At 64.4% G+C, this 20,861-nt stretch carries 18 protein-coding genes and 5 tRNA genes; 12 read left to right on the top strand and 11 right to left on the bottom strand.

Going from position 1 to position 20,861, the window contains the following annotated elements:
- The first annotated feature begins 159 nt into the window (after positions 1-159).
- From AC1VVM_RS10490 to AC1VVM_RS10475, 4 genes are all read left to right on the top strand, one after another.
- On the top strand, positions 160-345 hold the full coding sequence (locus tag AC1VVM_RS10490; protein ID WP_132385079.1) for a hypothetical protein: 186 nt from the start codon (positions 160-162) through the stop codon (positions 343-345).
- Complete coding sequence (locus AC1VVM_RS10485; RefSeq protein ID WP_482955015.1) at positions 342-683, top strand: cell division protein ZapA; 342 nt, start codon at positions 342-344, stop codon at positions 681-683. Before AC1VVM_RS10490 ends, AC1VVM_RS10485 begins: the two co-directional genes overlap by 4 nt.
- Before the next feature lie 397 nt (positions 684-1,080).
- Positions 1,081-1,683 carry a 5-formyltetrahydrofolate cyclo-ligase gene (locus AC1VVM_RS10480; protein ID WP_482955014.1) on the top strand — a complete coding sequence of 201 codons (603 nt, stop codon included), beginning with the start codon at positions 1,081-1,083 and terminating at the stop codon, positions 1,681-1,683.
- A gap of 38 nt (positions 1,684-1,721) precedes the next feature.
- Positions 1,722-1,901 carry a DUF2842 domain-containing protein gene (locus AC1VVM_RS10475; RefSeq protein ID WP_482955013.1) on the top strand — a complete coding sequence of 60 codons (180 nt, stop codon included), beginning with the start codon at positions 1,722-1,724 and terminating at the stop codon, positions 1,899-1,901.
- Positions 1,902-2,005: 104 nt separating this feature from the next.
- On the opposite strand, the gene AC1VVM_RS10470 is transcribed toward AC1VVM_RS10475, so the two are convergent.
- Positions 2,006-2,082: transfer RNA gene (locus tag AC1VVM_RS10470), tRNA-Asp, on the bottom strand.
- A gap of 64 nt (positions 2,083-2,146) precedes the next feature.
- Positions 2,147-2,223 (bottom strand) — tRNA-Asp (locus AC1VVM_RS10465).
- A 245-nt stretch (positions 2,224-2,468) separates the two neighbouring features.
- On the opposite strand from AC1VVM_RS10465, the gene AC1VVM_RS10460 reads away from it, so the two are divergent.
- On the top strand, positions 2,469-2,924 hold the full coding sequence (locus tag AC1VVM_RS10460; protein WP_482955012.1) for a hypothetical protein: 456 nt from the start codon (positions 2,469-2,471) through the stop codon (positions 2,922-2,924).
- A gap of 1 nt (position 2,925) precedes the next feature.
- Here AC1VVM_RS10460 and AC1VVM_RS10455 read toward each other — a convergent pair whose 3' ends face one another.
- From AC1VVM_RS10455 to recG, 8 genes are all read right to left on the bottom strand, one after another.
- On the bottom strand, positions 2,926-3,510 hold the full coding sequence (locus tag AC1VVM_RS10455) for a YdeI/OmpD-associated family protein (protein WP_482955011.1): 585 nt from the start codon (positions 3,508-3,510) through the stop codon (positions 2,926-2,928).
- Positions 3,511-3,524: 14 nt separating this feature from the next.
- A complete protein-coding gene (locus AC1VVM_RS10450) occupies positions 3,525-4,841 on the bottom strand; it encodes a dihydrolipoamide acetyltransferase family protein (RefSeq protein ID WP_482955010.1) in 1,317 nt (438 codons plus the stop codon).
- Positions 4,842-4,845: 4 nt separating this feature from the next.
- Positions 4,846-5,898: an alpha-ketoacid dehydrogenase subunit beta gene (locus AC1VVM_RS10445; RefSeq protein WP_465152597.1), complete on the bottom strand. Its 1,053-nt coding sequence runs from the start codon at positions 5,896-5,898 to the stop codon at positions 4,846-4,848.
- A 5-nt stretch (positions 5,899-5,903) separates the two neighbouring features.
- Positions 5,904-7,202 (bottom strand): thiamine pyrophosphate-dependent enzyme, encoded by a 1,299-nt coding sequence (locus tag AC1VVM_RS10440; protein ID WP_482955009.1) that lies wholly within the window; start codon positions 7,200-7,202, stop codon positions 5,904-5,906.
- A gap of 154 nt (positions 7,203-7,356) precedes the next feature.
- Entirely contained in the window at positions 7,357-8,334 is a 978-nt protein-coding gene (gene thyA, locus AC1VVM_RS10435) for a thymidylate synthase (protein ID WP_482956341.1), read from the bottom strand.
- Positions 8,335-8,450: 116 nt separating this feature from the next.
- Positions 8,451-8,527: transfer RNA gene (locus tag AC1VVM_RS10430), tRNA-Pro, on the bottom strand.
- Positions 8,528-8,839: 312 nt separating this feature from the next.
- Positions 8,840-9,145, bottom strand: a complete 306-nt coding sequence (locus AC1VVM_RS10425; RefSeq protein ID WP_132385070.1) for a YdaS family helix-turn-helix protein — start codon at positions 9,143-9,145, stop codon at positions 8,840-8,842.
- A 67-nt stretch (positions 9,146-9,212) separates the two neighbouring features.
- Positions 9,213-11,270: an ATP-dependent DNA helicase RecG gene (gene recG / locus AC1VVM_RS10420; protein ID WP_482955008.1), complete on the bottom strand. Its 2,058-nt coding sequence runs from the start codon at positions 11,268-11,270 to the stop codon at positions 9,213-9,215.
- 110 nt (positions 11,271-11,380) lie between these two features.
- Between recG and AC1VVM_RS10415 the strand changes: the two genes are divergently transcribed.
- The 3 genes from AC1VVM_RS10415 to mfd all read left to right on the top strand — a co-directional run bounded on the left by AC1VVM_RS10415 (position 11,381) and on the right by mfd (position 15,848).
- Positions 11,381-11,803 carry a host attachment protein gene (locus AC1VVM_RS10415; protein ID WP_132385068.1) on the top strand — a complete coding sequence of 141 codons (423 nt, stop codon included), beginning with the start codon at positions 11,381-11,383 and terminating at the stop codon, positions 11,801-11,803.
- Positions 11,804-11,989: 186 nt separating this feature from the next.
- Positions 11,990-12,271, top strand: a complete 282-nt coding sequence (locus AC1VVM_RS10410) for an FAD assembly factor SdhE (protein ID WP_482903882.1) — start codon at positions 11,990-11,992, stop codon at positions 12,269-12,271.
- 103 nt (positions 12,272-12,374) lie between these two features.
- A complete protein-coding gene (gene mfd / locus AC1VVM_RS10405; RefSeq protein ID WP_482955007.1) occupies positions 12,375-15,848 on the top strand; it encodes a transcription-repair coupling factor in 3,474 nt (1,157 codons plus the stop codon).
- Between the two features lie 18 nt (positions 15,849-15,866).
- On the opposite strand, the gene AC1VVM_RS10400 is transcribed toward mfd, so the two are convergent.
- Positions 15,867-17,189 carry an EAL domain-containing protein gene (locus AC1VVM_RS10400; RefSeq protein WP_482955006.1) on the bottom strand — a complete coding sequence of 441 codons (1,323 nt, stop codon included), beginning with the start codon at positions 17,187-17,189 and terminating at the stop codon, positions 15,867-15,869.
- A 102-nt stretch (positions 17,190-17,291) separates the two neighbouring features.
- Between AC1VVM_RS10400 and AC1VVM_RS10395 the strand changes: the two genes are divergently transcribed.
- The 4 genes from AC1VVM_RS10395 (at position 17,292) to AC1VVM_RS10380 (ending at position 20,818) form a co-directional block, all read left to right on the top strand.
- Positions 17,292-18,071: an NAD kinase gene (locus AC1VVM_RS10395; protein ID WP_132385064.1), complete on the top strand. Its 780-nt coding sequence runs from the start codon at positions 17,292-17,294 to the stop codon at positions 18,069-18,071.
- A gap of 157 nt (positions 18,072-18,228) precedes the next feature.
- Positions 18,229-18,303, top strand: a tRNA-Asn gene (locus AC1VVM_RS10390).
- Between the two features lie 81 nt (positions 18,304-18,384).
- A tRNA-Asn gene (locus AC1VVM_RS10385) sits at positions 18,385-18,459 on the top strand.
- 214 nt (positions 18,460-18,673) lie between these two features.
- Positions 18,674-20,818, top strand: a complete 2,145-nt coding sequence (locus AC1VVM_RS10380; protein ID WP_482955005.1) for a TonB-dependent siderophore receptor — start codon at positions 18,674-18,676, stop codon at positions 20,816-20,818.
- The last annotated feature ends 43 nt before the right edge of the window (positions 20,819-20,861 follow it).

Here is a 20,861-nt window from a genome sequence, read left to right as displayed (position 1 = left end):
TTAGGGAGAGGCCAGCGGGCGTCAAGTTCGCCCGGACGGCAAACATGCACGGCCCTCGCGCAATCGCGTGGTGGCACAAAGTGCTCGCTTCGTCGAAGCAATTGTCGGCAAACCGTGCGGATTTCTTGCCTTTTTGCGGTTTCGCGGTAACCGTACGTCATGAATGAGGTATCGATCGAACAGGTCGTCGAACGGATCGAGGCCGCGCTGGCGCGTCTCGACAAAGTGATCCCCGAAACGATGGAACAGCGGGCCCGCGATGCGCGCCTGCGAATTTCGGTGGAACAGGCACTCGGCGAACTCGATGAACTGCTGGCGCCGTCCGAACGGCGGGCCCGGCCATGAGCAACGTCAATCTCACGATCGGCGGGCGCAGCTTCACGTTGGCCTGCGCCGATGGTCAGGAAAGCCATGTCGAGGATCTCGGTCGCCTGATCGACGAGAAAGTGGCGGCAGCGGGCGCGGTCGGCCAGACCGAGACGCGCATGCTGCTGTTCGCGGCGATCATGCTGGCCGACGAACTGCACAACTTGCGCGCGGAGCCCGCTCCAGCGGTTCCGGTAGCCGCCCCCACTCCGGCCGTGGCGGAAATCTCACCCGAATTGGCCGAGCGACTCGTCGCCGTCGCCACGCGCATAGAAAATCTTGCCGAACTCCTTGAGGGATCGGGCAAGACCTCCTAACTAGGGGGGGACGGGATCTGCCCGGCACGAGCCGTTCGAAAATCCCTGAGGCTATAAGCAAATCCAAGGGGGCTGTCCCTGCCCGGACCCTGGTCCGACGCACATGGTCCCCACCTGACGTTGAGGCGTCAGAGGATTTCTAGGCAACGACCCATGGTGGACCCGTCACCCTCCTTCCCCATGACCTTTCGGGGACTTATGCATTTTCAAGGCAGGCGGATCGCCAGACCGCACGAAAAATGCAAAGCACACATAATAGATAGAGCGTGATCCGTTTCAGCATGAGCTGATTGCGCGCTGCATCACCCTTCCAACATATGTCATGTTGGAATTCCAACATGCCGAACGAGACCGCAGATGGTACTCTGCCTTCTCGATGCCAGGAATGGGACCACCGGTGGATTCATCACCCCCTCTCTCCCCCGCGACCGAAAAGGCCGCGCTGCGCAAGAAACACCGCGTCGCGCGCGCCAGTCATGTCGCTTCGCTCCCGCAAGGACTGCGCGCGCTGGTGCTTAACCGGCCGCCCGCACCCGTCGCCGAAATGATGCCGGAAGGGCTGACCATCGGACTTTATGCCCCGGTGGGAGACGAAGCCCCGGCGTTCGGCTGGGCGCGCTGGCTTTCGGAACATGACCGGAATGTCGCCCTGCCCTGGTTCGCCACCCGCGAATCGCCGATGGAGTTCCGCCGCTGGGCGAATCCCTTCGATGAGGAGCAACTGACGATCGGGCCCTGGGGCGCGCTACAGCCGCTGCCCGAGAGCGAGCCGGTGGTTCCCGCCATCGTCATCGTCCCGCTGCTGGCATTCACCGCCGAAGGACACCGGCTGGGGCAAGGCGGCGGCCATTACGATCGCTGGCTCGATGCCAATCCCGACGTGCCCGCAATCGGCCTTGCATGGGACTGCCAACTCGCCGACACCCTCCCGATAGAAGCGCACGACCGCATCCTGGATGCCGTGGTGACGCCGACGAGAATATATGAGGGAGCGATCTGAACTTGCGCGAGACTCCAACACTCAGAATCCCCCTCGGCGTGTTGGGGTTGTTCGCTGTCCTGATCGCCTATGGCGTGCTGATCGCGCGCTATCTGGCTCCCGTGATGACAGAATGGCATCCGCTGCTCCAGACGCCGGTCTATGTCATTCTAGGTGTCGTCTGGATCCTGCCGCTAAAGCGGTTCCTGATCTGGATGGAGACCGGGCGCTGGGGGTGATTCCCCGGCGTTTTCTTTTGCCCGCAAGTCACGCAGACAAAAGAAAAGGCCGGGCGTTAACCCGGCCTTTTTCGTTTCATTGCCTTCCACTTCCGTGAAGGAAGTGGCGCGAGTGACGGGGCTCGAACCCGCGACCTCCGGCGTGACAGGCCGGCACTCTAACCAACTGAGCTACACCCGCGCAGCAATGTATGTGAGGTTTTTAGACTACCTCAAGTCGCTGGATTACCAGCATTTTTCCCAAGTGGCGCGAGTGACGGGGCTCGAACCCGCGACCTCCGGCGTGACAGGCCGGCACTCTAACCAACTGAGCTACACCCGCGTTCTTGCGGTTGCGTCCGCTTGGGAGCCGCGCCTCTATGGCAGGGCACCCACCCTGTCAACCGGATTGCTCGGGACAATGAAAAGTTTTTATCCACACCCCCGAAAAATGCCCCACGCACCCGCACGCGCTCATTAGGCGGCGAACATGGTCAATCGCCGTTAACTATATGTTGGCGACTGGAATCGCAGAAAATACCCCATCCACGCGAAACGATCCGCGCGGAGACGACAGGGGGAATTCGGATGAAAGCATTCCATCTCGCCATAATGCTCGCTCTCGCGGGCGGCGCGTTTGCCGCCACCGAGGCGCAGGCAGAGCTGCACACGGGGCCTTCCGTAGCCACCGACAGCGCCGTCTATGTAGAACGCACCGGAACCGCCTCCCGCCGACTGGAGCCCGCCAGCCGCCTTGCGCGCGGGGATCGGGTCGTCACGATCGTCACCTGGTATCGCGCGGCCGGGACGGGCGGCTTCGTCATCACCAATCCCGTGCCCACCGCCCTTTCCTATCAGCAGAGCGCTGAGGACATGCAGGAGGTTTCGGTGGACGGCGGACATTTCTGGGGCCGTCTGGGCTCACTGAGAATCGGCAACCGCCTCGCCACGCCGGAAGACGTCACCCATGTCCGCTGGCGCATCCCGCCGCAGAGCGCGGCACGCGGTCGCGGGCAGATCACTTACAGCGGCATCGTGCGCTGATTCAGCAGCGCTCGTACTTCCAGTTGCGGCGCTTGCCTTCGGAAATCCACTCGACGGCCTGAGCCATGCGCTTGGCGCGCGTCGCCTCCGCCTTGGCCTCGGTGATCCATTCCAGATATTCGCGCCGCTGGGAGGGAGAGAAAGCTTCGAAATGCCCCTGCGCAGCGGGCACGGCCGCGAGCGCAGCGGCAAAATCGTCGGGCACCGCGATTTCCGCCTTGGGCGCACGCGGCGCGGCGCGCTTCAGTGCGGTGCCCTTGTCGAGCACTCTCTCCTGCGCCGCCTGCAATTTTGGGATGAGTTCGCTCTCGGGCGGCAGATCGCCGAGCGTTTCAATACGCCCGAATTGCCCCATGGCATCGCCCTGTCGTCCATCTCCGTGGATGACGAACGTGCAGTGGGCCTTGAACGCCGCCATCCCGGCGACGTTCTTACCCTTCACCAGAAAGTGCGGCATGCCCCATTTGATGGCCTCTTCGGCCTGGGGCAGCGCGCGATGGGCGAGATCGCGCAAATGGGTGAGGATCGGGCGGGCAAAGTCCGCGGCCTTTTCGATATACTCATCGACGCGCGGATCTCTGCCCATGAATGCTCTCTCCCTTAGCCCGCCAGAATCAGCGCCGGAGCCTCGATCAGCTTCTTGAGATCCTGCGCGAAGCTTGCCGCGTCCCAACCGTCTACCACACGGTGATCGCACGACATCGAGATATTCATGATCTTGCGCTTCTCGATGCGCTCTACGCCATCGGCGCCCTTCACGAACATCGGCCGCTCGACGATGCGATTCGGGCCGATGATGGCGACTTCGGGGCGATTGATGACCGGCGTGGTCGCCACGCCGCCCATCGGCCCGAGCGATGTGACCGTGATCGTCGAGCCCGAAAGCTCCGACGACTTGGCCGAACCGTCGCGCGCGGCATTGGCAAGGCGGCCGATCTCGGTGGCGAGCTGCCACAGATTCCGGTCCTGCGCATCGCGAATCACAGGCACCATCAGGCCCGCCGGGGTCTGCGCGGCCATGCCCAAATGGACCGAGCCGTAGCGCGTCACCACGCCCGCCTCGTCATCGTAATGCGCGTTGAGCATCGGATACTTCGGCAGCAACTTGCAGATCGCCGCGATCAGGAACGGCAACATCGTCAGCTTCGGCCTGTCACCACGACCGGCGTTAAGCTGTGCGCGGGTTTCCTCCAGCGCCGTCACGTCGAATTCCTCGACATAGGCGAAGTGGGGGATCTGGCGCTTGGACGCGGCCATGTTCTCGGCAATGCGGCGGCGCAGGCCGATCACACGGACCTGTTCGTCCTTGCCCTTGTTCCCGGCGGGCTGGAAACCACCCGCAGCATTGTAGGACAGGAAAGCGTCGAGATCGCCGTGGCGCACGCGGCCGTCTTCCGCGGGGCGGACTTCGGCCAGATTGATGCCAAGGTCAGACGCGCGCTTGCGGACGGCGGGGCTGGCCGTGACTTTCGCGGCAGGCGTGGGCGTGCGGGCTTCGACAGGCTCAGCCTGAGCGGGGGTGGGGGTTGCCGCGATCGGGGCGGGCTCAGATGCCGGTGCAGGAGACGGCGCAGGCACAGGCGCAGGTGCGAGTGCGGGTGCCGCCTCCACAACATCCGCTCGTGCTGAGCTTGTCGAAGCACCAGCCGCCGCACCGTCAACCTCGTTACCGGCGCCTTCGACCTCGATCACCACCAGCGGCGATCCGATGGCGATGACATCACCCGCCTCGCCGGCGACTGCGACCACCACGCCCGAAACCGGGCTTTCCATCTCGACCGTCGCCTTGTCGGTCATCATGTCCGCAACGCGGTCGTCTTCCTCGATCCGATCGCCGATCTTCACGTGCCAGGCGACGATCTCGGCCTCAGCAATGCCTTCACCGATGTCGGGCAGCCTGAAAGTATAGCGTCCCATCAAATCAATCCTTCAACAGACGATCGACCGCCTCGCCAATGCGGACGGGACCGGGGAAATAGGCCCACTCAAGGCTGTGCGGGTACGGCGTATCGAAGCCGGTCACGCGCTCGACGGGCGCTTCAAGGTGGTAGAAGCAGCGTTCCTGAACCAGTGTCACCAGTTCCGCGCCAAAGCCGGAGGTGCGGGTCGCCTCGTGTATCACCAGGCAACGCCCAGTCTTTTCCACGGACTTTTCCACAGTCTCCAGATCGAGCGGAACCAGGCTGCGCAAGTCGATGATCTCGGCATCGACGCCCTTTTCGGCCAGCACCGCCTCGGCCACGTGGACCATGGTGCCATACGTCACCACTGTCAGTGCGGAACCTTCCTGCACGATCCGCGCCTTGCCGAGCGGGATCGAATAGTACCCCTCGGGCACCATGCCGAGCGGGTGGCCCTTCCACGTCTTCGACGGGCGATCGTAATAGCCGTCAAACGGGCCGTTATAGATGCGCTTGGGCTCGAAGAAGATCACCGGATCGTTGTCTTCGATGGCGGAGATCAGCAGGCCCTTGGCGTCGTAAGGGCTGGCCGGGATCACCGTTTTCAGGCCGGAAACGTGCGTGAACAGCGCCTCGGGGCTCTGGCTGTGGGTCTGGCCGCCGAAAATGCCGCCGCCGAACGGGGAGCGCACGGTAATCGGCGCGATGAACTCCGCCGCCGAGCGGTAGCGCAGACGCGCCGCTTCGGAGACGAGCTGGTCCATGCCCGGATAGATATAGTCCGCGAACTGGATCTCCGGCACCGGGCGCAGGCCGTATGCGGCCATGCCCACGGCAGCGCCGATGATACCGCATTCATTGATCGGCGTATCGAACACGCGGTTGCGGCCGTACTTCTTCTGAAGGTTGGCCGTCGCCCGGAACACGCCGCCGAAATAGCCGACGTCCTCACCGAAGGTCACCACATCGGGATCGCGCGCCATCATGATGTCGAGCGCGTCGTTGATCGCCTCGATCATGTTCATCTGACGGGTCGGCGCGTCGTGGAGGCTGACCGAATCTTCTTCAATCATCATGATCAGTCCTTCCAATCCGGGAACTTGCTCTGCCGCTCACGGATCGCCTGATCCGCCTGCTCTTCAAGGTGCCAGGGCAGTTCCTCGAAGACGTCCTCGAACATGGTGTGGAACGGATGGTGCATGCCGTGGCCGAGGATGCCGTTCTTCTCGGCCTCCTTGGTGGCGGCCTTCACCTGTTCGGCGGCGTCGCGGTCCATCTCGACATGCTGCTCCTCGGACCATTCGCCCAAGGCAATCAGATGCTTCTTCAGACGCATGATCGGATCGCCCAGCGGCCATTCCTCACGCTCATGCGCGGAACGATAGGCCGTGGGATCGTCCGAGGTGGAGTGACCCTCGGCGCGATAGGTGAAGTGCTCGATCAGCGTCGGCCCCTGGTTGGAGCGGGCGCGGTTGGCGGCCCATTCCATCGCGGCATAGACCGCCAGGATGTCGTTGCCGTCCACCCGCAGGCCGGCGATGCCGTAGCCCGTGGCGCGCGCCGCAAAGGTGGTGCGCTCCGCCCCGGCAAAGCCCGAGAAGCTGGAAATCGCCCACTGGTTGTTGACGACATTGAGCACGACCGGTGCGTTGTAGACTGCCGCGAAAGTCATAGCCGCGTGGAAATCGCCTTCAGCGCTGGAGCCTTCGCCCACGAAGCTGGTGGCGATGCGGGTATCGCCCTTGATCGCGCTGGCCATCGCCCAGCCCACCGCCTGCGGGAACTGCGTGGCGAGGTTGCCGGAAATCGAGAAGAAGCCGTAGTCCTTGGCCGAATACATGATCGGCAGCTGGCGGCCCTTCAGCGGGTCTGCTCGGTTGGAGTAGATCTGGTTGACCATCTCCACCAGCGGATAGCCGCGCGCGATCAGGATGCCTTGCTGGCGGTAGCTGGGGAACACCATGTCGTCGAAGGCCAGTGCATGGGCACAAGCGATCGAGACCGCCTCCTCGCCCGTGGACTTCATGTAGAAGCTGGTCTTGCCCTGACGCTGGCCGCGATACATGCGATCGTCGAAAGCGCGGGTCAGCGCCATCGAGGCCAGCATGCGGCGCATCGTCTCGGGATCGAGATTGGGGTTCCACGCGCCCACCGCCGCGTCGTTCTCATCGAGAACGCGGATCAGGTCGAGCGTCAGCGGCCAAGTCTCGCTGGCGGCGCAGCCCTCGTCGGGGCGCGCCAGTTTGCCGGCCGCGGGAATTTCCAGATGGGTATAGTCGACCGGATCACCGGGCCGGAACTTCGGCTCGGGGACATAGAGATCGAGGGGCGGCAGGTTGCCGCGCGACTTGCCTGCTCGTGTCGGGCCTAGGGCCATCTTTGCGTCCTCTCCCGCTTGAATCGGGCCGTGGAACGCGAAACGACGCTGAAAACAGCGATCAACAGCGCGTTTCAAAATTCCACGGTCAGGTCACAATATTTCAACCATGAGTAATGTCAATACAAAGGCGATCCATCGCGCATGCGGTGCGTCAGACCGCTACAGGGGCTGAAATGTGCCCCTGCGGGGCATAGCCGGAGACGGTGAAATCCTCGATCCGATAGTCGAAGATCGAATCGGGACGCCTCGCAATCTCCAGCCGCGCCTCGCCCGACGGCGTGCGCGAAAGCTGCTCTTCGACGAGGCTGGCGTGGTTGAGATAGAGATGCACGTCACCGCCCATCCAGACCGCCTCGCCCGGCTCAAGGTCGCACTGCTGCGCAAACATGCGCGTCAGCAGCGCCAGCGACCACATGTTGAAAGCAAACCCGAGGCCGAGATCGCAGCTCCGCTGGTAGAGAATGCACGAGAGGCGGCCATTGGCGACATGGAACTGATAGGTCTTGTGGCACGGCGGCAGCGCCATGGCGTCGAGTTCGGCGACGTTCCAGCCTTCGATGATATGGCGGCGGCTGCCGGGATTCGCGCGCAGGCTGGCGATCACTTCCGCTACCTGATTCACGCCCTGCGCGCGCTTGCGATAGAGCCCCTCGCCCGCCGGCTCATAGACTGGCCAATCGACCCACTGCTTGCCGTAGACCGGGCCAAGATCGCCCCACTCGGCGGCAAAGCCCTCGTCCTCGACGATCCGGCGCGAGAAATCGGCGCGTGCAATGTCCTCACCGGTGGCCTTGCGGTAGCGGTCGAGCGGCCAGTCGGTCCAGATCTCCACGCCTTGCGCGCAAAGCGGGCGGATATTGGTCTCGCCGGTCAGGAACCACAGCATCTCGCGGCTCGCGGTTTTCCAGTAGACGCGCTTGGTGGTGAGCAGCGGCATCAGCCCGCCGGAGAGATCGAAACGGATCGTCGCGCCGCAGATCGAGCGCGTGCCGATTCCGGTACGGTCGACGCGCTCGTCGCCGTGCTCCCAGATTTGCCGCATCAGATCGAGGTACTGCCATTCCCAGTGACGGTCGCGGCCTTGCGAGGAGGCAATGGTGCTGGCGGTTTCGAGCAGGCTTTCGGTCATGTCCAAGACCTAGCCCTCCACGCCGCGAAGGGAAAGGGCGCGCCGCAAACGCAGAAGCCAGACAGCAAAAAACCCAGCGTTTCCGCTGGGTTTTACTTGCTCATCCGAAGATGAAATGGTCGGGGAAAGAGGATTCGAACCTCCGGCCCCTGCCTCCCGAAGACAGTGCTCTACCAGGCTGAGCTATTCCCCGACCGGAGGGCGTTCCGAAGAGCGCCCGGGGCAGGAGGGCGCCTATAGAGAGCGATTCTGTGGGTGGCAAGGGGCGAAAATCGCTTTTCATGAAGCTTGGCGATTTGAGGGTGTAGACAACTCTGCCCCTGCCCCGCCCTACTGCCCGAAACGCTAGGAAATGCGAGGGTTCGTCGCTCTGCACGGGCTGAATTGAAATGCAGTGGAGGGCCGAAAACCCGCCATCGCAGCCCGCACGTCGATGACAGCAACGGGCAGAATCACCGATACGCTGCTTTGATTCGGCCGCAGAAAAGCCGGCTTTCGGCGTGGATCAGCCCGGCTTGCGGACTTCGGGGCGGCCATCGGGCAGGCTCAGGCCCTCAAGCTGCTTGTCGGTGAGGTTTTCCACGAAAGCGGGCGAAAGCTTGCGTTCGAGACGGCGGCACATGTCCGCATGCTTGATCAGCCCTTGCGAGGCCGAGCGCAAAGCATTGCGATCCAGCTCGGCATCGCCCGAGAGCCAGTCCCGCACTTCTTTCTCGGAAATTCCCATAAAGCGCGCCATCGCACGCTGTCCGCCGACTGCGTCGACTGCCTGAGCAAAGATGGCGAGCTGGATTTCCGGTTTCTGGGACATGGCAGAGGCCATCACAGGGCGCCGGAGCCAAGTCAATTGCGCCCTCCCCGGCTTTCTCTCTGGCCGCTTACCCGCCGCGCAGCAGTTGCACGCCCCAGTCACGCTCAAAGAGATAGAGCAGCAGTCGCGCCGCCTCGCCGCGCGGGCCGGTAAGCCCGCCGTCGCGCTCGATCAGCAGCCGTGCGTCATCGTGGGCAAGCGGCAGCAGCTTGGTGATCTGTTCGAGGCTGGCGATGCGGAACGGCGTATCGCCCGACTGACGCGTGCCGAGCAGTTCACCACCGCCGCGCAGTTGCAGGTCTTCCTCGGCCAGCCGGAAGCCGTCCTGAGTCTCGCGCATCAGGGCAAGGCGCTGACGGGCCGTCTCACTCAATTGCTGCCCGCGCAACAGCAGACAGGTCGATTTCTCGCTGCCGCGCCCGACGCGCCCGCGCAGCTGGTGAAGCTGGGCAAGGCCGAAGCGTTCCGCCTGCTCGATCACCATGAGCGTGGCGTTCGGCACGTCGACGCCGACCTCGATCACCGTCGTCGCCACCAGCACCGATGCCTCGCCGCTGGCGAAGCGCTCCATGCCGGCATCCTTTGCCTCGGGCTTGAGCTGCCCGTGAACGAGCACCACGGTATCCCCGAACCGCTCCTTCAGCGTCGCATAGCGCGCTTCGGCGGCGGCAAGGTCGTCATTCTCGCTCTCGCTGACCATCGGGCAGACCCAATAGGCCTGCTGCCCGGTCTCGATATGCCGGGCGATCGCGCCGACTACATCGCCCATGCGCTCCACCGAAACGACACGCGTGTCGATGGCCTGACGGCCCGGCGGCAGTTCGTCGAGCTTGGAGACTTCCATCTCGCCATATTGGGCCAGCGTCAGCGTGCGCGGGATCGGCGTGGCCGTCATCGCCAGAGTATGCGGCGTGCGCCGCCCCTTGCGCGCGAGCATCAGGCGCTGGCCGACGCCGAAGCGGTGCTGCTCGTCGATCACCACCAGCGCGAGATTGCGGTAGGACACGGTATCCTGAAAGATCGCGTGGGTGCCGACGACGATATCGATGGAGCCGTCCACCAGCCCCATCAGGATGGCCTCGCGCGCCTTGCCCTTGTCGCGCCCGGTCAGCAGCGCAATCTCGACGCCGGTACCCTGAAGCATGCGCGCCAGCGTCTCGTAATGCTGGCGGGCGAGAATTTCGGTCGGCGCCAGCAGCGCGGCCTGCGCGCCCGCTTCCACCGCGATCAGCATGGCGTTGAGCGCCACCACCGTCTTGCCCGCGCCCACATCGCCCTGAAGCAGCCGCAGCATCGGCGCCTGCTGGACCACGTCGCCCTCGATCTCCGCGATGGAGCGTTTCTGCGCACCGGTCAGCGCAAACGGCAGCTTGAGCTTGGCCCGCAGCGAGCCATCGCCCTTGAGCGGCGTGCCGGACTGCCGGCGATTGCTTTCGCGCACCAGCATCAGCGCCAGCGCGTTCGCGAGCAGTTCGTCATAGGCCAGCCGGTCGCGCGCCGGGGCATTGACGCCGCGATGCGCCTCGACCACCGCCTCGCGCCAGACCGGCCACTTCATCTTCGCGTAAAGGCTGGGTTCGATCCATTCGGCCAGCTCGGGCAGAGCCTTGAGCGCCTGCTGGACAAGGCTGGCGACGCGCCCCTGCGTCAGCCCTTCGGACAGCGGATAGACCGCCTCGCAAAGCTGGCCGACCGGCGCGGCGCTGTCTTCCGAGATATGCTCGGGATGCACCATCTGGAGCATCTGGCCATATTGGTCGAGCCGCCCGGCCACCCAGCGCGTCTCGCCCACCGGCAGCTGCTTCTTCGCGGTGTAGGAGGCGCGGCCGAAATAGGTGATCGTGCAGACATTCCCGGTCACATCCTCGGCCAGCACCCGGAACGGCCCGCGCCCCGAGGAGGCGCGATGCTCGCGCACGGTAAGCTGGACGATCACGTTCTCGCCCACGCTCGCCTCGTCGAGATTGGAGACGGCGCGTCGCTCCACGAAACGGTCGGGCAAGTGATAGATCAGGTCGCGCATCCGCGTCAGCCCGAGCTTTTCGAGCGGACGCTTGAGCTTGGGGCCCACGCCGTCGAGGGAATCGGTCTCGGTGAACAGGCAATTCAGAGCTTCGGGCCGCATGGCCAGCCTCTTAGCGCGAGTGCAATGCGTTTCACCAGACCATCGGGGAACGGATTTGCACACAGGCACGTTGGCTTGTGCACCCTCAGCACCCAGCACAGGAGAGATGTATGCTTCTTCCGCATGGAACCGTGTTCGCGATCGTCGATGGCGAGAACTTCGAACTCTATCGCAATTCCGGCCGCGAAGGCGCCCCGCGTCTCACCTCGCTCGATGCGCCGGAACTCGAAGCGACGAACTTCAGCGCTGGTTTTCGCCGCCATGACGCGCCGAAGCGCCATCAGGCCCGCACCGGCGACGGCAGCAACGACGCCCTTGACGAGAGCGCCCATGCCGCTGCCGTGGCAGGCTGGCTCAACCAGCAAGTTCTGGACAGAGAGATCGCGCAACTGGTGATCGTGGCCGACCCTCGCTCGCTGGGCGAGATGCGGCGGCACTATCATAAGGAACTGAAGGACGCCCTGATTACCGAAGTGCCGAAGAATCTGGCAGGTCGTCCGAGTGACGAGATCATCAAGGTGATCCAGCGCTAGGCGCCCTATCGGCCTTCCACACCGTCATCCTGAAACAAGTTCAGGGTGACGGTGTGGAATTTGCTGAAGTCGTATGATTACCTTTTTCGCCTGTATCGTCGTGCAACTCGGGGCCCAGACCTCGCCCGTAGCGCCATAGGACCCAAAAACTTGCCCATGACAGCGCCGCATTGTAACGGCGCGGTCATGACCGAAATTTCGCCTCAGACCGCACAGCGCTTCGCCCGTTTGAAGTTTCGCGCCTGGCATCGCGGCACGCGCGAGGCCGATTACATGATCGGCTGCTACTTCGATCGCTTCCACACCGAATGGTCGGATGCCGACATCGACCTGTTCGAGAAGATGATCGAGGAAGAAGACGTCGACATCATGGCCTGGGCACTCGGCACCCAGAGCATTCCCGAAGAATATCGCGGCCCGCTGTTGGACCGCATGATGAAGCTCGATTACGTCGAGATTCCACGCTGATGCTTCGATCCCTCGGCAAGCCCGGGACTCGGCATGAGCGGAGGATGACGCAATTTCCCAAACCCGCTCAGCCTGAGCTTGTCGAAGGCCCCGCACGCGCCGCATGACCGACTTCCAACGCATCCTCTCGGCCCGTTCACCGCTCACTCTTGCCTCGGTCACGCGCGGGGCGCAGCCGCTGGTCATGGCGGATCTGGCCCGCGCGGCAAAAGGCCGGGCAGTGTTCATCGCCGACAACGAAAGCGCGATGCGCACCGTTGCCGATGCCGCGCAGTTCTTCGCGCCCGAACTGGATGTCGTCGAATTCCCCGCATGGGACTGCCTTCCTTACGACCGCGCCAGCCCCGCCCTTTCGGTCAGCGCTCGTCGTCTCGCCGCTCTCCACCGGCTCCAGCAGAAGCGTAGCGGCCCGCAGCTTCTGGTCACGACCGCCAATGCCGTGCTCCAGCGCGTGCTTACGCCGTTCCGCATCCGCGAATCGGTGCGCCTGCTCAAGCCCGGCATGGAAGTGGGGCATGAGAGCCTGATCGCGCTGTTGCGCCGCCAAGGCTACCAGCGCAGCGACACCGCGATCGACGCGGGCGAGTTCGCGGTGCGCGGCTCGATCTTCGATATCGTGCCCTCGGGCCTTGATGGCGGCCTACGCCTCGACTTCTTCGGAGACGAACTCGAAACGCTGCGCCTGTTCGACACAGGCACCCAGCGCTCGACCGGCACGATCCCCGAACACCTGCTGCTCCCCGCGAGCGAAGCACTGATCGACGACGACAGCGTCAAGCGCTTCCGCAGCCGTTATCGCGAGATGTTCGGCGCCAATGCCACGGCGGACCCGCTCTATCAGGCCGTCAGCGACGGGCGCCGCCTTGCGGGCATGGAACACTGGCTGCCGCTGTTCGAGGACCGACTGGTCACCCTGTTCGATCACCTTTCGGACGACGACCTGCTGGTGATCGACAGCGCCGCGCTGGGCGCCACCGACGAGCGCTTCACCGACATTGCGGACTATCACAAGGCCCGCCTCGAAACTTCGGGTCAGAAGGCGGGATCGTACCGTCCGCTGGCCATCGATGCGCTCTATCTGGAGCGCGAGGAGTTCGAGCAGGCCGTGGCCGCCTTCCCGGTCCACCGTGCTGATCCTTTCGCGCAGCCGGAAACGAAGACCGTCATCGACTTCGGCTTCGGCAATGCCCGCGACTTCACGCCTGAGCGTGCACGCGGCGACAATGCCTATGAGGCCGCTGCCAAGCACCTCCACGCCGTCGCCAAGTCCGGCCGCAAGGCAATCCTCGCCGCCTATTCCACCGGCAGTCGCGCCCGCCTCGTCTCGATCCTTGGCGAGGCACAGGGCCCCGAGCTCAAGCTGGCCGACACATGGCAGGAAGCGCTCGGCCTTGCCGTGCAGGGCGGCTCCGCCGCGCTGGTGCTGCCGCTGGAAACCGGCTTCACCAACGATGCCGTCGAAGTCGTCACCGAGCAGGACATTCTGGGCGACCGCCTTGTCCGCCGGAAGAAAAAGAAGAAGGATTCCGACGCCTTCCTCGCCGAACTGGCGGCGCTGACGCCCGGCGACCTGATCGTCCACATGGACCACGGCATCGGCCGCTACGAAGGCCTCCAGTCGATTCCGGTGGGCCAGAGCCCGCACGACTGCGTGATGCTGACTTATGCGGGCGGCGACAAGCTCTACATCCCGGTCGAGAACCTCGACGTGCTTTCGCGCTACGGCAGCGAGAGCGAAGGCGTCGCGCTCGACAAGCTGGGCGGCGAGGCATGGCAGAAGCGCCGCGCCAAGCTGAAGGAACGCATCCGCGAGATCGCGGGCGAACTGATGAAGACCGCTGCGGAGCGCGCCTTGCGCACCGCGCCCGCGCTCATCGCCGAGAAATCCTCCTACGACCAGTTCGTCGACCGCTTCCCCTGGCAGGAAACCGAGGACCAGGAACACGCCATCGAAGACGTGCTGGGCGATCTGGCCGAAGGCAAGCCGATGGACCGCCTCGTCTGCGGCGATGTCGGCTTCGGCAAGACCGAAGTGGCCCTGCGCGCGGCCTTCGTTGCCGCCATGGCGGGCCAGCAGGTCGCCGTGGTCGCGCCGACCACCCTGCTCGCGCGCCAGCACTATTCCGGTTTCGCCGAGCGCTTCGCCGGGTTCCCGCTGGAAGTCGGCCGCCTCTCGCGCCTCGTGCCCGAAAAGGAAGCCAAGGCCACACGCGAGGGTCTGACCGCAGGCACCATGGACGTCGTCTGCGGCACCCATGCGATCCTTTCGAAATCGGTGAACTTCAAGCGCCTCGGCCTTGTCATCGTCGACGAGGAACAGCGCTTCGGCGTTAACCATAAGGAGCGCCTGAAGCAGCTCCGCGCCGACGTTCACGTCCTCACGCTCACCGCCACGCCGATCCCGCGCACGCTCCAGATGGCGATGAGCGGCCTGCGCGAACTCTCCACCATCCAGACCCCGCCGGTCGACCGCCTCGCGGTGCGGACTTACGTGATGGAATGGGACGAGATGGTCATGCGCGAGGCCCTGCTGCGCGAACACCATCGCGGCGGCCAGAGCTTCATAGTCGTGCCTCGCATCTCCGACATGGCGGAAATCGAGGAATGGCTCGCCAAGCACGTTCCCGAGGTCAAGTGCATCACTGCCCATGGCCAGATGAGCGCGGGCGAAGTGGAAGAGCGGATGAGCGCCTTCTACGAGGGCAAGTACGAGGTCCTGCTTTCGACCACAATCGTCGAATCGGGCCTCGACATTCCGCGCGCCAACACCATCATCATTCACCGGGCAGACCGCTTCGGCCTTGCCCAGCTCTACCAGCTGCGCGGCCGCGTCGGCCGTTCGAAGCTGCGCGCCTATGCCTACCTGACGACGCCTGCGGGCCGCGCGCTTTCCCAAGTCGCGGAGAAGCGGCTGAAAGTTCTGGGCGACCTCGATTCGCTGGGCGCGGGCTTCCAGCTTGCCAGCCACGATCTCGACATTCGCGGTGCCGGCAACCTGCTGGGCGACGAGCAATCGGGCCATATCCGAGAGGTCGGCTTCGAACTCTACCAGTCGATGCTGGAGGATGCGATCCTGGCTGCCCGCGCGGGCGGTGTCGGGCTGGAGAAGGACACTTCGGGCCTCAGCCCGCAGATCACTGTCGATGCGCCGATCATGATCCCGGAGGAATACGTCCCCGATCTGGCGGTGCGCATGGCGCTTTACCGCCGCCTCAACGACGCTGAGGGCAAGGACGAGATCGAATCACTCTCCGCCGAGATGATCGACCGCTTCGGACCGCTGCCGCCGGCGACGGCGAACCTTGTGAAGCTCATTCAGATCAAGCGGCAGGCGATCGAGGCGCATATCGCCAAGATCGACGTGGGTCCGCGCGGCACGCTCGTCAGCTTCCACAACGACAGCTTCCCGAACCCGATGGGCCTGATCGCCTATGCCGAACGGCTTCAGGGCACGGTCAAGCTGCGACCGGACAACAAGCTGGTGCTGACGCGCGCGTGGGGCGATCCGAAGTCGCGGCTCAATGGCTTGCTGCAACTGACCAAGGGGCTGAGCGCGGTGGCACGCAAGGCGGGGTAATCGCCCCGCCGAGGCCCGTTACTGCGAAGCCCGAGCCAACTTCGCGAACATCGCCACGCTCATCGGCTGCGCACGCAGGAAGCCCTGGAAATAGGCGCAGCCCTCGCGCGCGGCGACCTTGCGCTGGGCCTCTTCCTCGATTCCCTCGGCAATCACTTCCAGATCCAGCGCCTTCGCCATGGCAACGATCGCGCGCAGCACGGCCACGTCTCGCCGGTCGGTCGCCACGCCGTCGATCATCGAACGGTCGAGCTTCAGGTAATGGATCGGCAGGACCTTCAGGTAGCGGAAGTTGCAGAACCCCGCCCCGAAGTCATCGAGCGCAATGCGGATTCCCTGCGCCGAAAACTCGGCCATGATCTGCGCAGCCTGCGCGATATCGCCGATCAGCGCCTGCTCGGTCACTTCCAGAGTCAGGCGGCGCGGCGCAAATCCGCTGGCGCGCACAAGGTCGAGCATCTGGCGCGTATAATTGCCAAACGCGAGATCGGCGGGCGTGACATTGATCGAAAGGCGCAAGTCGCCCGGCCAGTCGCCCGCGATCGCCAGCGCCTTGGCAGCGATATGGCGCGAAAGCGGCGCGACATGGTCGGCACGCTCGGCAATCGCGAACAAGGCCCCGGCACCAATGCGGCCAAGCTGCGGATGGTTCCACCGCGCCAGCGCCTCGGCGCCCGTGAGCCGGTCATCGACAAGGCTGAACTGCGGCTGGAACAGGATCTCGATCTCGTCCCGGTCGATCGCGCCCAGCAGGTCCGCTTCCAGCTGCGCGGCCGAATGGCCCGGCGGGCTGACTTCGCCATCGGCCCAGGCGAGCCGGGTGCCCTGCTGGTCGCGCGCGTCCTCCAGCGCATGGCCGAGTCGGTCGAGCATCGAATCGACGCCCTCTTCGGCCAGCGCCCGCACCAGCGCGATGCGTGGTGAGAGGCGCAGCACACCCAAACGCACCGTCATCGGCCGCGCCACCGCCTCGGCCAGCTGATCGGCCACAAGCTGCCAGCGCTCGCGGCTGCATGCCTCATTGGCAACGAGCACGAATGAGCCACCGCCCGCCCGCGCCAGCAGCCAGTGGCCATCGAGTTCCTCACCGGCGAAATGGGCGATGCGGTTGGCGACTTCGGCCAGCGCGCCGTCGCCGGTATCGGCGCCATAGGCCATGTTGATCGCATCGAGTCGGCGCAGGCCCAGCAGCATCGCATGGATGTGTGCGCCCTCCGATTCGCCGCCCGAACGCCAGGCATCGACGCGCTCACGCACGGCTTCGAGCCCGGGAATCCCGGTCAACCTGTCTTCAAGTGCCCGGGCTTTGCCCTGCGGCGCCCCATCCCTTCTCGAACCCATGACCGCCTCCTTAGCCCAAGCCCCTTGCCAAAGCCCTCAAAATTCGAAAGGTCCCCGACGAAGAGACGGAGGCGCGACGGTCGCGCCTTTGAGGAATTGAAAATGAGCGACGAACCCAAGCTGGCTCTCATCGTCTCGGACACCGCCAAGGCGCAGGAAGGCGCCGAGGCCCTCCGCGACTCGCATGCCTGGACCTCGCCCGAGGACGCCGACGTGCTGGTGGTGCTGGGCGGCGACGGCTTCCTGCTCCACGTGCTGCACGAGATGCTGGACCGCGATACGATCAAGCCGGTCTACGGCATGAATCTAGGCACCGTGGGCTTCCTGATGAACGGGCCGCACGATCACATCCCGATCCTGCACCGCGTGATGGAAGCGCACCGCGTTCCCGTTGCGCCTTTGCAGATGCATGCGGTGAGTCACGACGGGCGGGAATTCAATTTCTACGCGATCAACGAAGTCTCGCTGCTGCGCGAGACGCGCCAGACCGCCAAGCTGGAAGTGCGCATCAACGGCCGCGTGCGCATGGACGAACTGGTGGGCGACGGCGTGCTGCTGGCAACGCCGGTTGGCTCCACCGCCTATAATCTCTCCGCCAATGGCCCGATCCTGCCGCTGGGCGCGCGCATGCTGGCGCTGACGCCGCTGAGCCCGTTCCGTCCGCGCCGCTGGAAAGGCGCGATCCTGCCCGAAAGCGCCGAAGTCGAATTCCACATCCGCGAACCCGGCAAGCGCCCGGTCGCCGCCGTTGCCGACCAGAAGGAAGTGCGCGACGTGAAATCGGTGCGAATCCGGGCCTCGTGCGAGAAGGAGCTGACCCTGCTGTTCGACCCCGGCTTCACGCTGGAAGAACGGATTTTCGCCGAACAGTTCCAGGTCTGAATCTGCGCCGGGAACCACGCTATTCCGCCGGCTTGCGTGCGAGGACAGGTGCTGTGGAAAAATTTTCGCAATGTTTTGGTCAAAGTCAGGGTTGCCAATCCCGATGGCGCTGTTATAGGCGCACCCCTGCCCGCCGGTGGAGACACTGATAGGCCGGTCCCCGATAGCTCAGCGGTAGAGCATTCGACTGTTAATCGAATGGCCGTAGGTTCGAATCCTACTCGGGGAGCCACTTCTTTCTGAAGGGTTCGAAGCGGTGTCCAGGCACCGGAAGCAACTCTTCCGCCCGACGGTGGAAACACCGACAGGCTGTTCCCCGATAGCTCAGCGGTAGAGCATTCGACTGTTAATCGAATGGCCGTAGGTTCGAATCCTACTCGGGGAGCCACCTCCCTTCGCCCCAGCGCGGCTATCCATCCCATCCAGCCTTACTGACACGACCGGAATGCGTTCCGGCGCTTCCCCTTTGCTCCAACGACCGTCGATCCGCTTGTCCGGCAAGTGGCGAGACCGCATCCGTGCGGCAGCCGGGTAGCGTTGACATACCGCCCTCTGTCTCTATGCAACCTGCTATTGCAACTCACTCTCATTAGCATAGGGGCATGTACGTGATCGTCACGCAGGGGAACGGGCAGGACCGGGGCAAGCATCGCCGCGCCATTCGAAAGACAATTCTCACGGGAGCCTCGCGCCTTGCGCTGATCGGGCTGGCCGGAGCCACTTTCGCGCCGACCGCCTGGGCTGACGATGCCGACGCCAAACCGCGCGCCGACGACATCATCGTGACCGGCTCCGTGCCCGAGGATTACGTCGTTGCCGGCCAGTCCAGCAGCACCCGTCTCGACTTGTCGCTGCGCGAGACTCCGCAGGCGGTGACGGTCATCACCCGCGCGCAGATCGAGGATTTCGGCCTCAACACCGTCGATGACCTGCTGCGGCGCGCCACCGGCGTAAACGTCGACAGCGCCGAGACGGATCGCACCTATTACAACGCGCGCGGCTTCGACATCGTCAACTTCCAGTTCGACGGCATTGGCCAGCCGCTCAGCTACGGGCTCCAGAACGGGCAGATCGACACGTCGCTGTTCGAGCGCGTCGATATCGTGCGCGGCGCCACCGGCCTGCTTTCGCAGACCGGCAATCCCTCCGCCGCGATCAACTTCATTCGCAAGCGCCCGACCAAGGAACTGGGCGGCGATGCCAGCCTCAGCTACGGCTCCTATGACGAGGTACGCGGCAGTGTGGACGTCAACACCCCGCTGACCGAAGACGGCTCCATCCGCACGCGCTTCGTCGGCTCCTATGAGAACGCCGATTCCTATCTCGATTTCTACCACACCTCGCGCCTGACGCTTTACGGCGTGGCCGCTGCCGATCTCGGACCCGATATTGTCGCCACCGTCGGCTACTCATGGCAGGAGAGCGATCCGCGCGGGGTGAGCTGGGGCGCCCTGCCCTTCACATATGCCGACGGCACACCGGCAACCTATCCGCGCTCGACCAATTCGGCGCAGCCCTGGACGCGCTGGTATTCGCTCGACCGCAATCTGTTCGGCGATATCACCCATGATTTCGGCGACGGCTGGACCGGCAAGGTCTCCGTCCTGCGCCGCGCGCGCAATCAGGACTCCAAGCTGTTCTACGTCTACTACGGCGAAGACGGCGAACTCGCCGCCTACCCCGGCGCCTATCTCGACAAGCTGCGCGAAACGACGATCGATGCGAACGTCACCGGCAAAGTCAGGATCGCCGGCCGCGACCACGACGTAGTGCTGGGCGTCAATTACGGCGTCTCGCAGTTGGTCGAGCAGGAATCGGTCGATGCCGACGCCATCGGCGAGGCCCTCCCCGGCAACAGCGCGTTCGAAGGCACGTTCCCCTATCCGAACTGGGGCCCATACACCCCGCAGGCCGACTTCACGACGAAGATCGCCAGCGCCTATGGCCTAGTCCGCCTCTCGCTGGCCGATCCGCTCAAGCTCATGCTGGGCGGCAATGTCACCAATGCCCGGCGCGACGGCACGTCCTACGACACCCCCTATTCCTTCGACAAAACCAAGTTCCTGCCGTTCGCGGGCCTGACGCTGGACCTGACCGGCAACATCACGGCCTATGCCAGCTATGCCACGATCTTCAGCCCGCAAGTCTACCTGACTGCCGATCATTCGATCATCGCCCCGCTTCAGGGCAAGACGTATGAAGCCGGCATCAAGGGCGAGTGGAACGGCGGCAAGCTGACCGCCGCCGTCGCGGTGTTCAGGACGAAGGAAGACAACGTCGCCGAATCGATCGGCTTCGACCCCACGCTGGGCCAGACGCTCTACGACGGTGTCGATGCCAAATCGCAAGGCGTGGAGGTCGACGTGGCCGGCGAAGTGCTTCCGGGCTTCCAGGTTTCCGGCGGCTATGCCTATGTCGATGTCGAGGACATGGACGGCAACAACGCCCGCGCCTTCATCCCGCGTCACACGGTCCACCTCAATGCCACCTACACGCCGCGCTTCCTTGAAGCCCTGCGCCTAGGCGCCTCGGCCCGCTACCAGAGCCGGATCCACAACGACTACACCGAGCAGGACGGCTACGCGATTGTCGACCTCATGGCGCGCTATCAGGTCTCCCGGAACGTCTCGGTCGCGGTCAATCTCGATAACCTGACCAACGTGAAGTACTGGACCAGCCTGCAATGGGATCAGGCCTACTACGGCGCGCCGCGCACCGTTCGCGGCACGCTGGGCGTAAGCTTCTGACATAAAAAGAGGCCCCGGCACCCGAGCCGCGGCCTCCTTCCTG

Source organism: Novosphingobium sp. BL-S-33, from assembly GCF_056857025.1.
Note: the sequence above shows the minus strand (reverse complement) of the source record. Positions and strands in the feature narration are given on the sequence as shown.

Bases quoted from the DNA above. Each gene is read 5' to 3' on its own strand.
- AC1VVM_RS10490 (WP_132385079.1), top strand. From the start codon at position 160: ATGAATGAGGTATCGATCGAACAGGTCGTCGAACGGATCGAGGCCGCG.
- AC1VVM_RS10485 (WP_482955015.1), top strand. From the start codon at position 342: ATGAGCAACGTCAATCTCACGATCGGCGGGCGCAGCTTCACGTTGGCC.
- AC1VVM_RS10460 (WP_482955012.1), top strand. From the start codon at position 2,469: ATGAAAGCATTCCATCTCGCCATAATGCTCGCTCTCGCGGGCGGCGCG.
- AC1VVM_RS10455 (WP_482955011.1), bottom strand. From the start codon at position 3,510: ATGGGCAGAGATCCGCGCGTCGATGAGTATATCGAAAAGGCCGCGGAC.
- AC1VVM_RS10450 (WP_482955010.1), bottom strand. From the start codon at position 4,841: ATGGGACGCTATACTTTCAGGCTGCCCGACATCGGTGAAGGCATTGCT.
- AC1VVM_RS10445 (WP_465152597.1), bottom strand. From the start codon at position 5,898: ATGATTGAAGAAGATTCGGTCAGCCTCCACGACGCGCCGACCCGTCAG.
- AC1VVM_RS10440 (WP_482955009.1), bottom strand. From the start codon at position 7,202: ATGGCCCTAGGCCCGACACGAGCAGGCAAGTCGCGCGGCAACCTGCCG.
- thyA (WP_482956341.1), bottom strand. From the start codon at position 8,334: ATGACCGAAAGCCTGCTCGAAACCGCCAGCACCATTGCCTCCTCGCAA.
- AC1VVM_RS10425 (WP_132385070.1), bottom strand. From the start codon at position 9,145: ATGTCCCAGAAACCGGAAATCCAGCTCGCCATCTTTGCTCAGGCAGTC.
- recG (WP_482955008.1), bottom strand. From the start codon at position 11,270: ATGCGGCCCGAAGCTCTGAATTGCCTGTTCACCGAGACCGATTCCCTC.
- AC1VVM_RS10415 (WP_132385068.1), top strand. From the start codon at position 11,381: ATGCTTCTTCCGCATGGAACCGTGTTCGCGATCGTCGATGGCGAGAAC.
- AC1VVM_RS10410 (WP_482903882.1), top strand. From the start codon at position 11,990: ATGACCGAAATTTCGCCTCAGACCGCACAGCGCTTCGCCCGTTTGAAG.
- mfd (WP_482955007.1), top strand. From the start codon at position 12,375: ATGACCGACTTCCAACGCATCCTCTCGGCCCGTTCACCGCTCACTCTT.
- AC1VVM_RS10400 (WP_482955006.1), bottom strand. From the start codon at position 17,189: ATGGGTTCGAGAAGGGATGGGGCGCCGCAGGGCAAAGCCCGGGCACTT.
- AC1VVM_RS10395 (WP_132385064.1), top strand. From the start codon at position 17,292: ATGAGCGACGAACCCAAGCTGGCTCTCATCGTCTCGGACACCGCCAAG.
- AC1VVM_RS10380 (WP_482955005.1), top strand. From the start codon at position 18,674: ATGTACGTGATCGTCACGCAGGGGAACGGGCAGGACCGGGGCAAGCAT.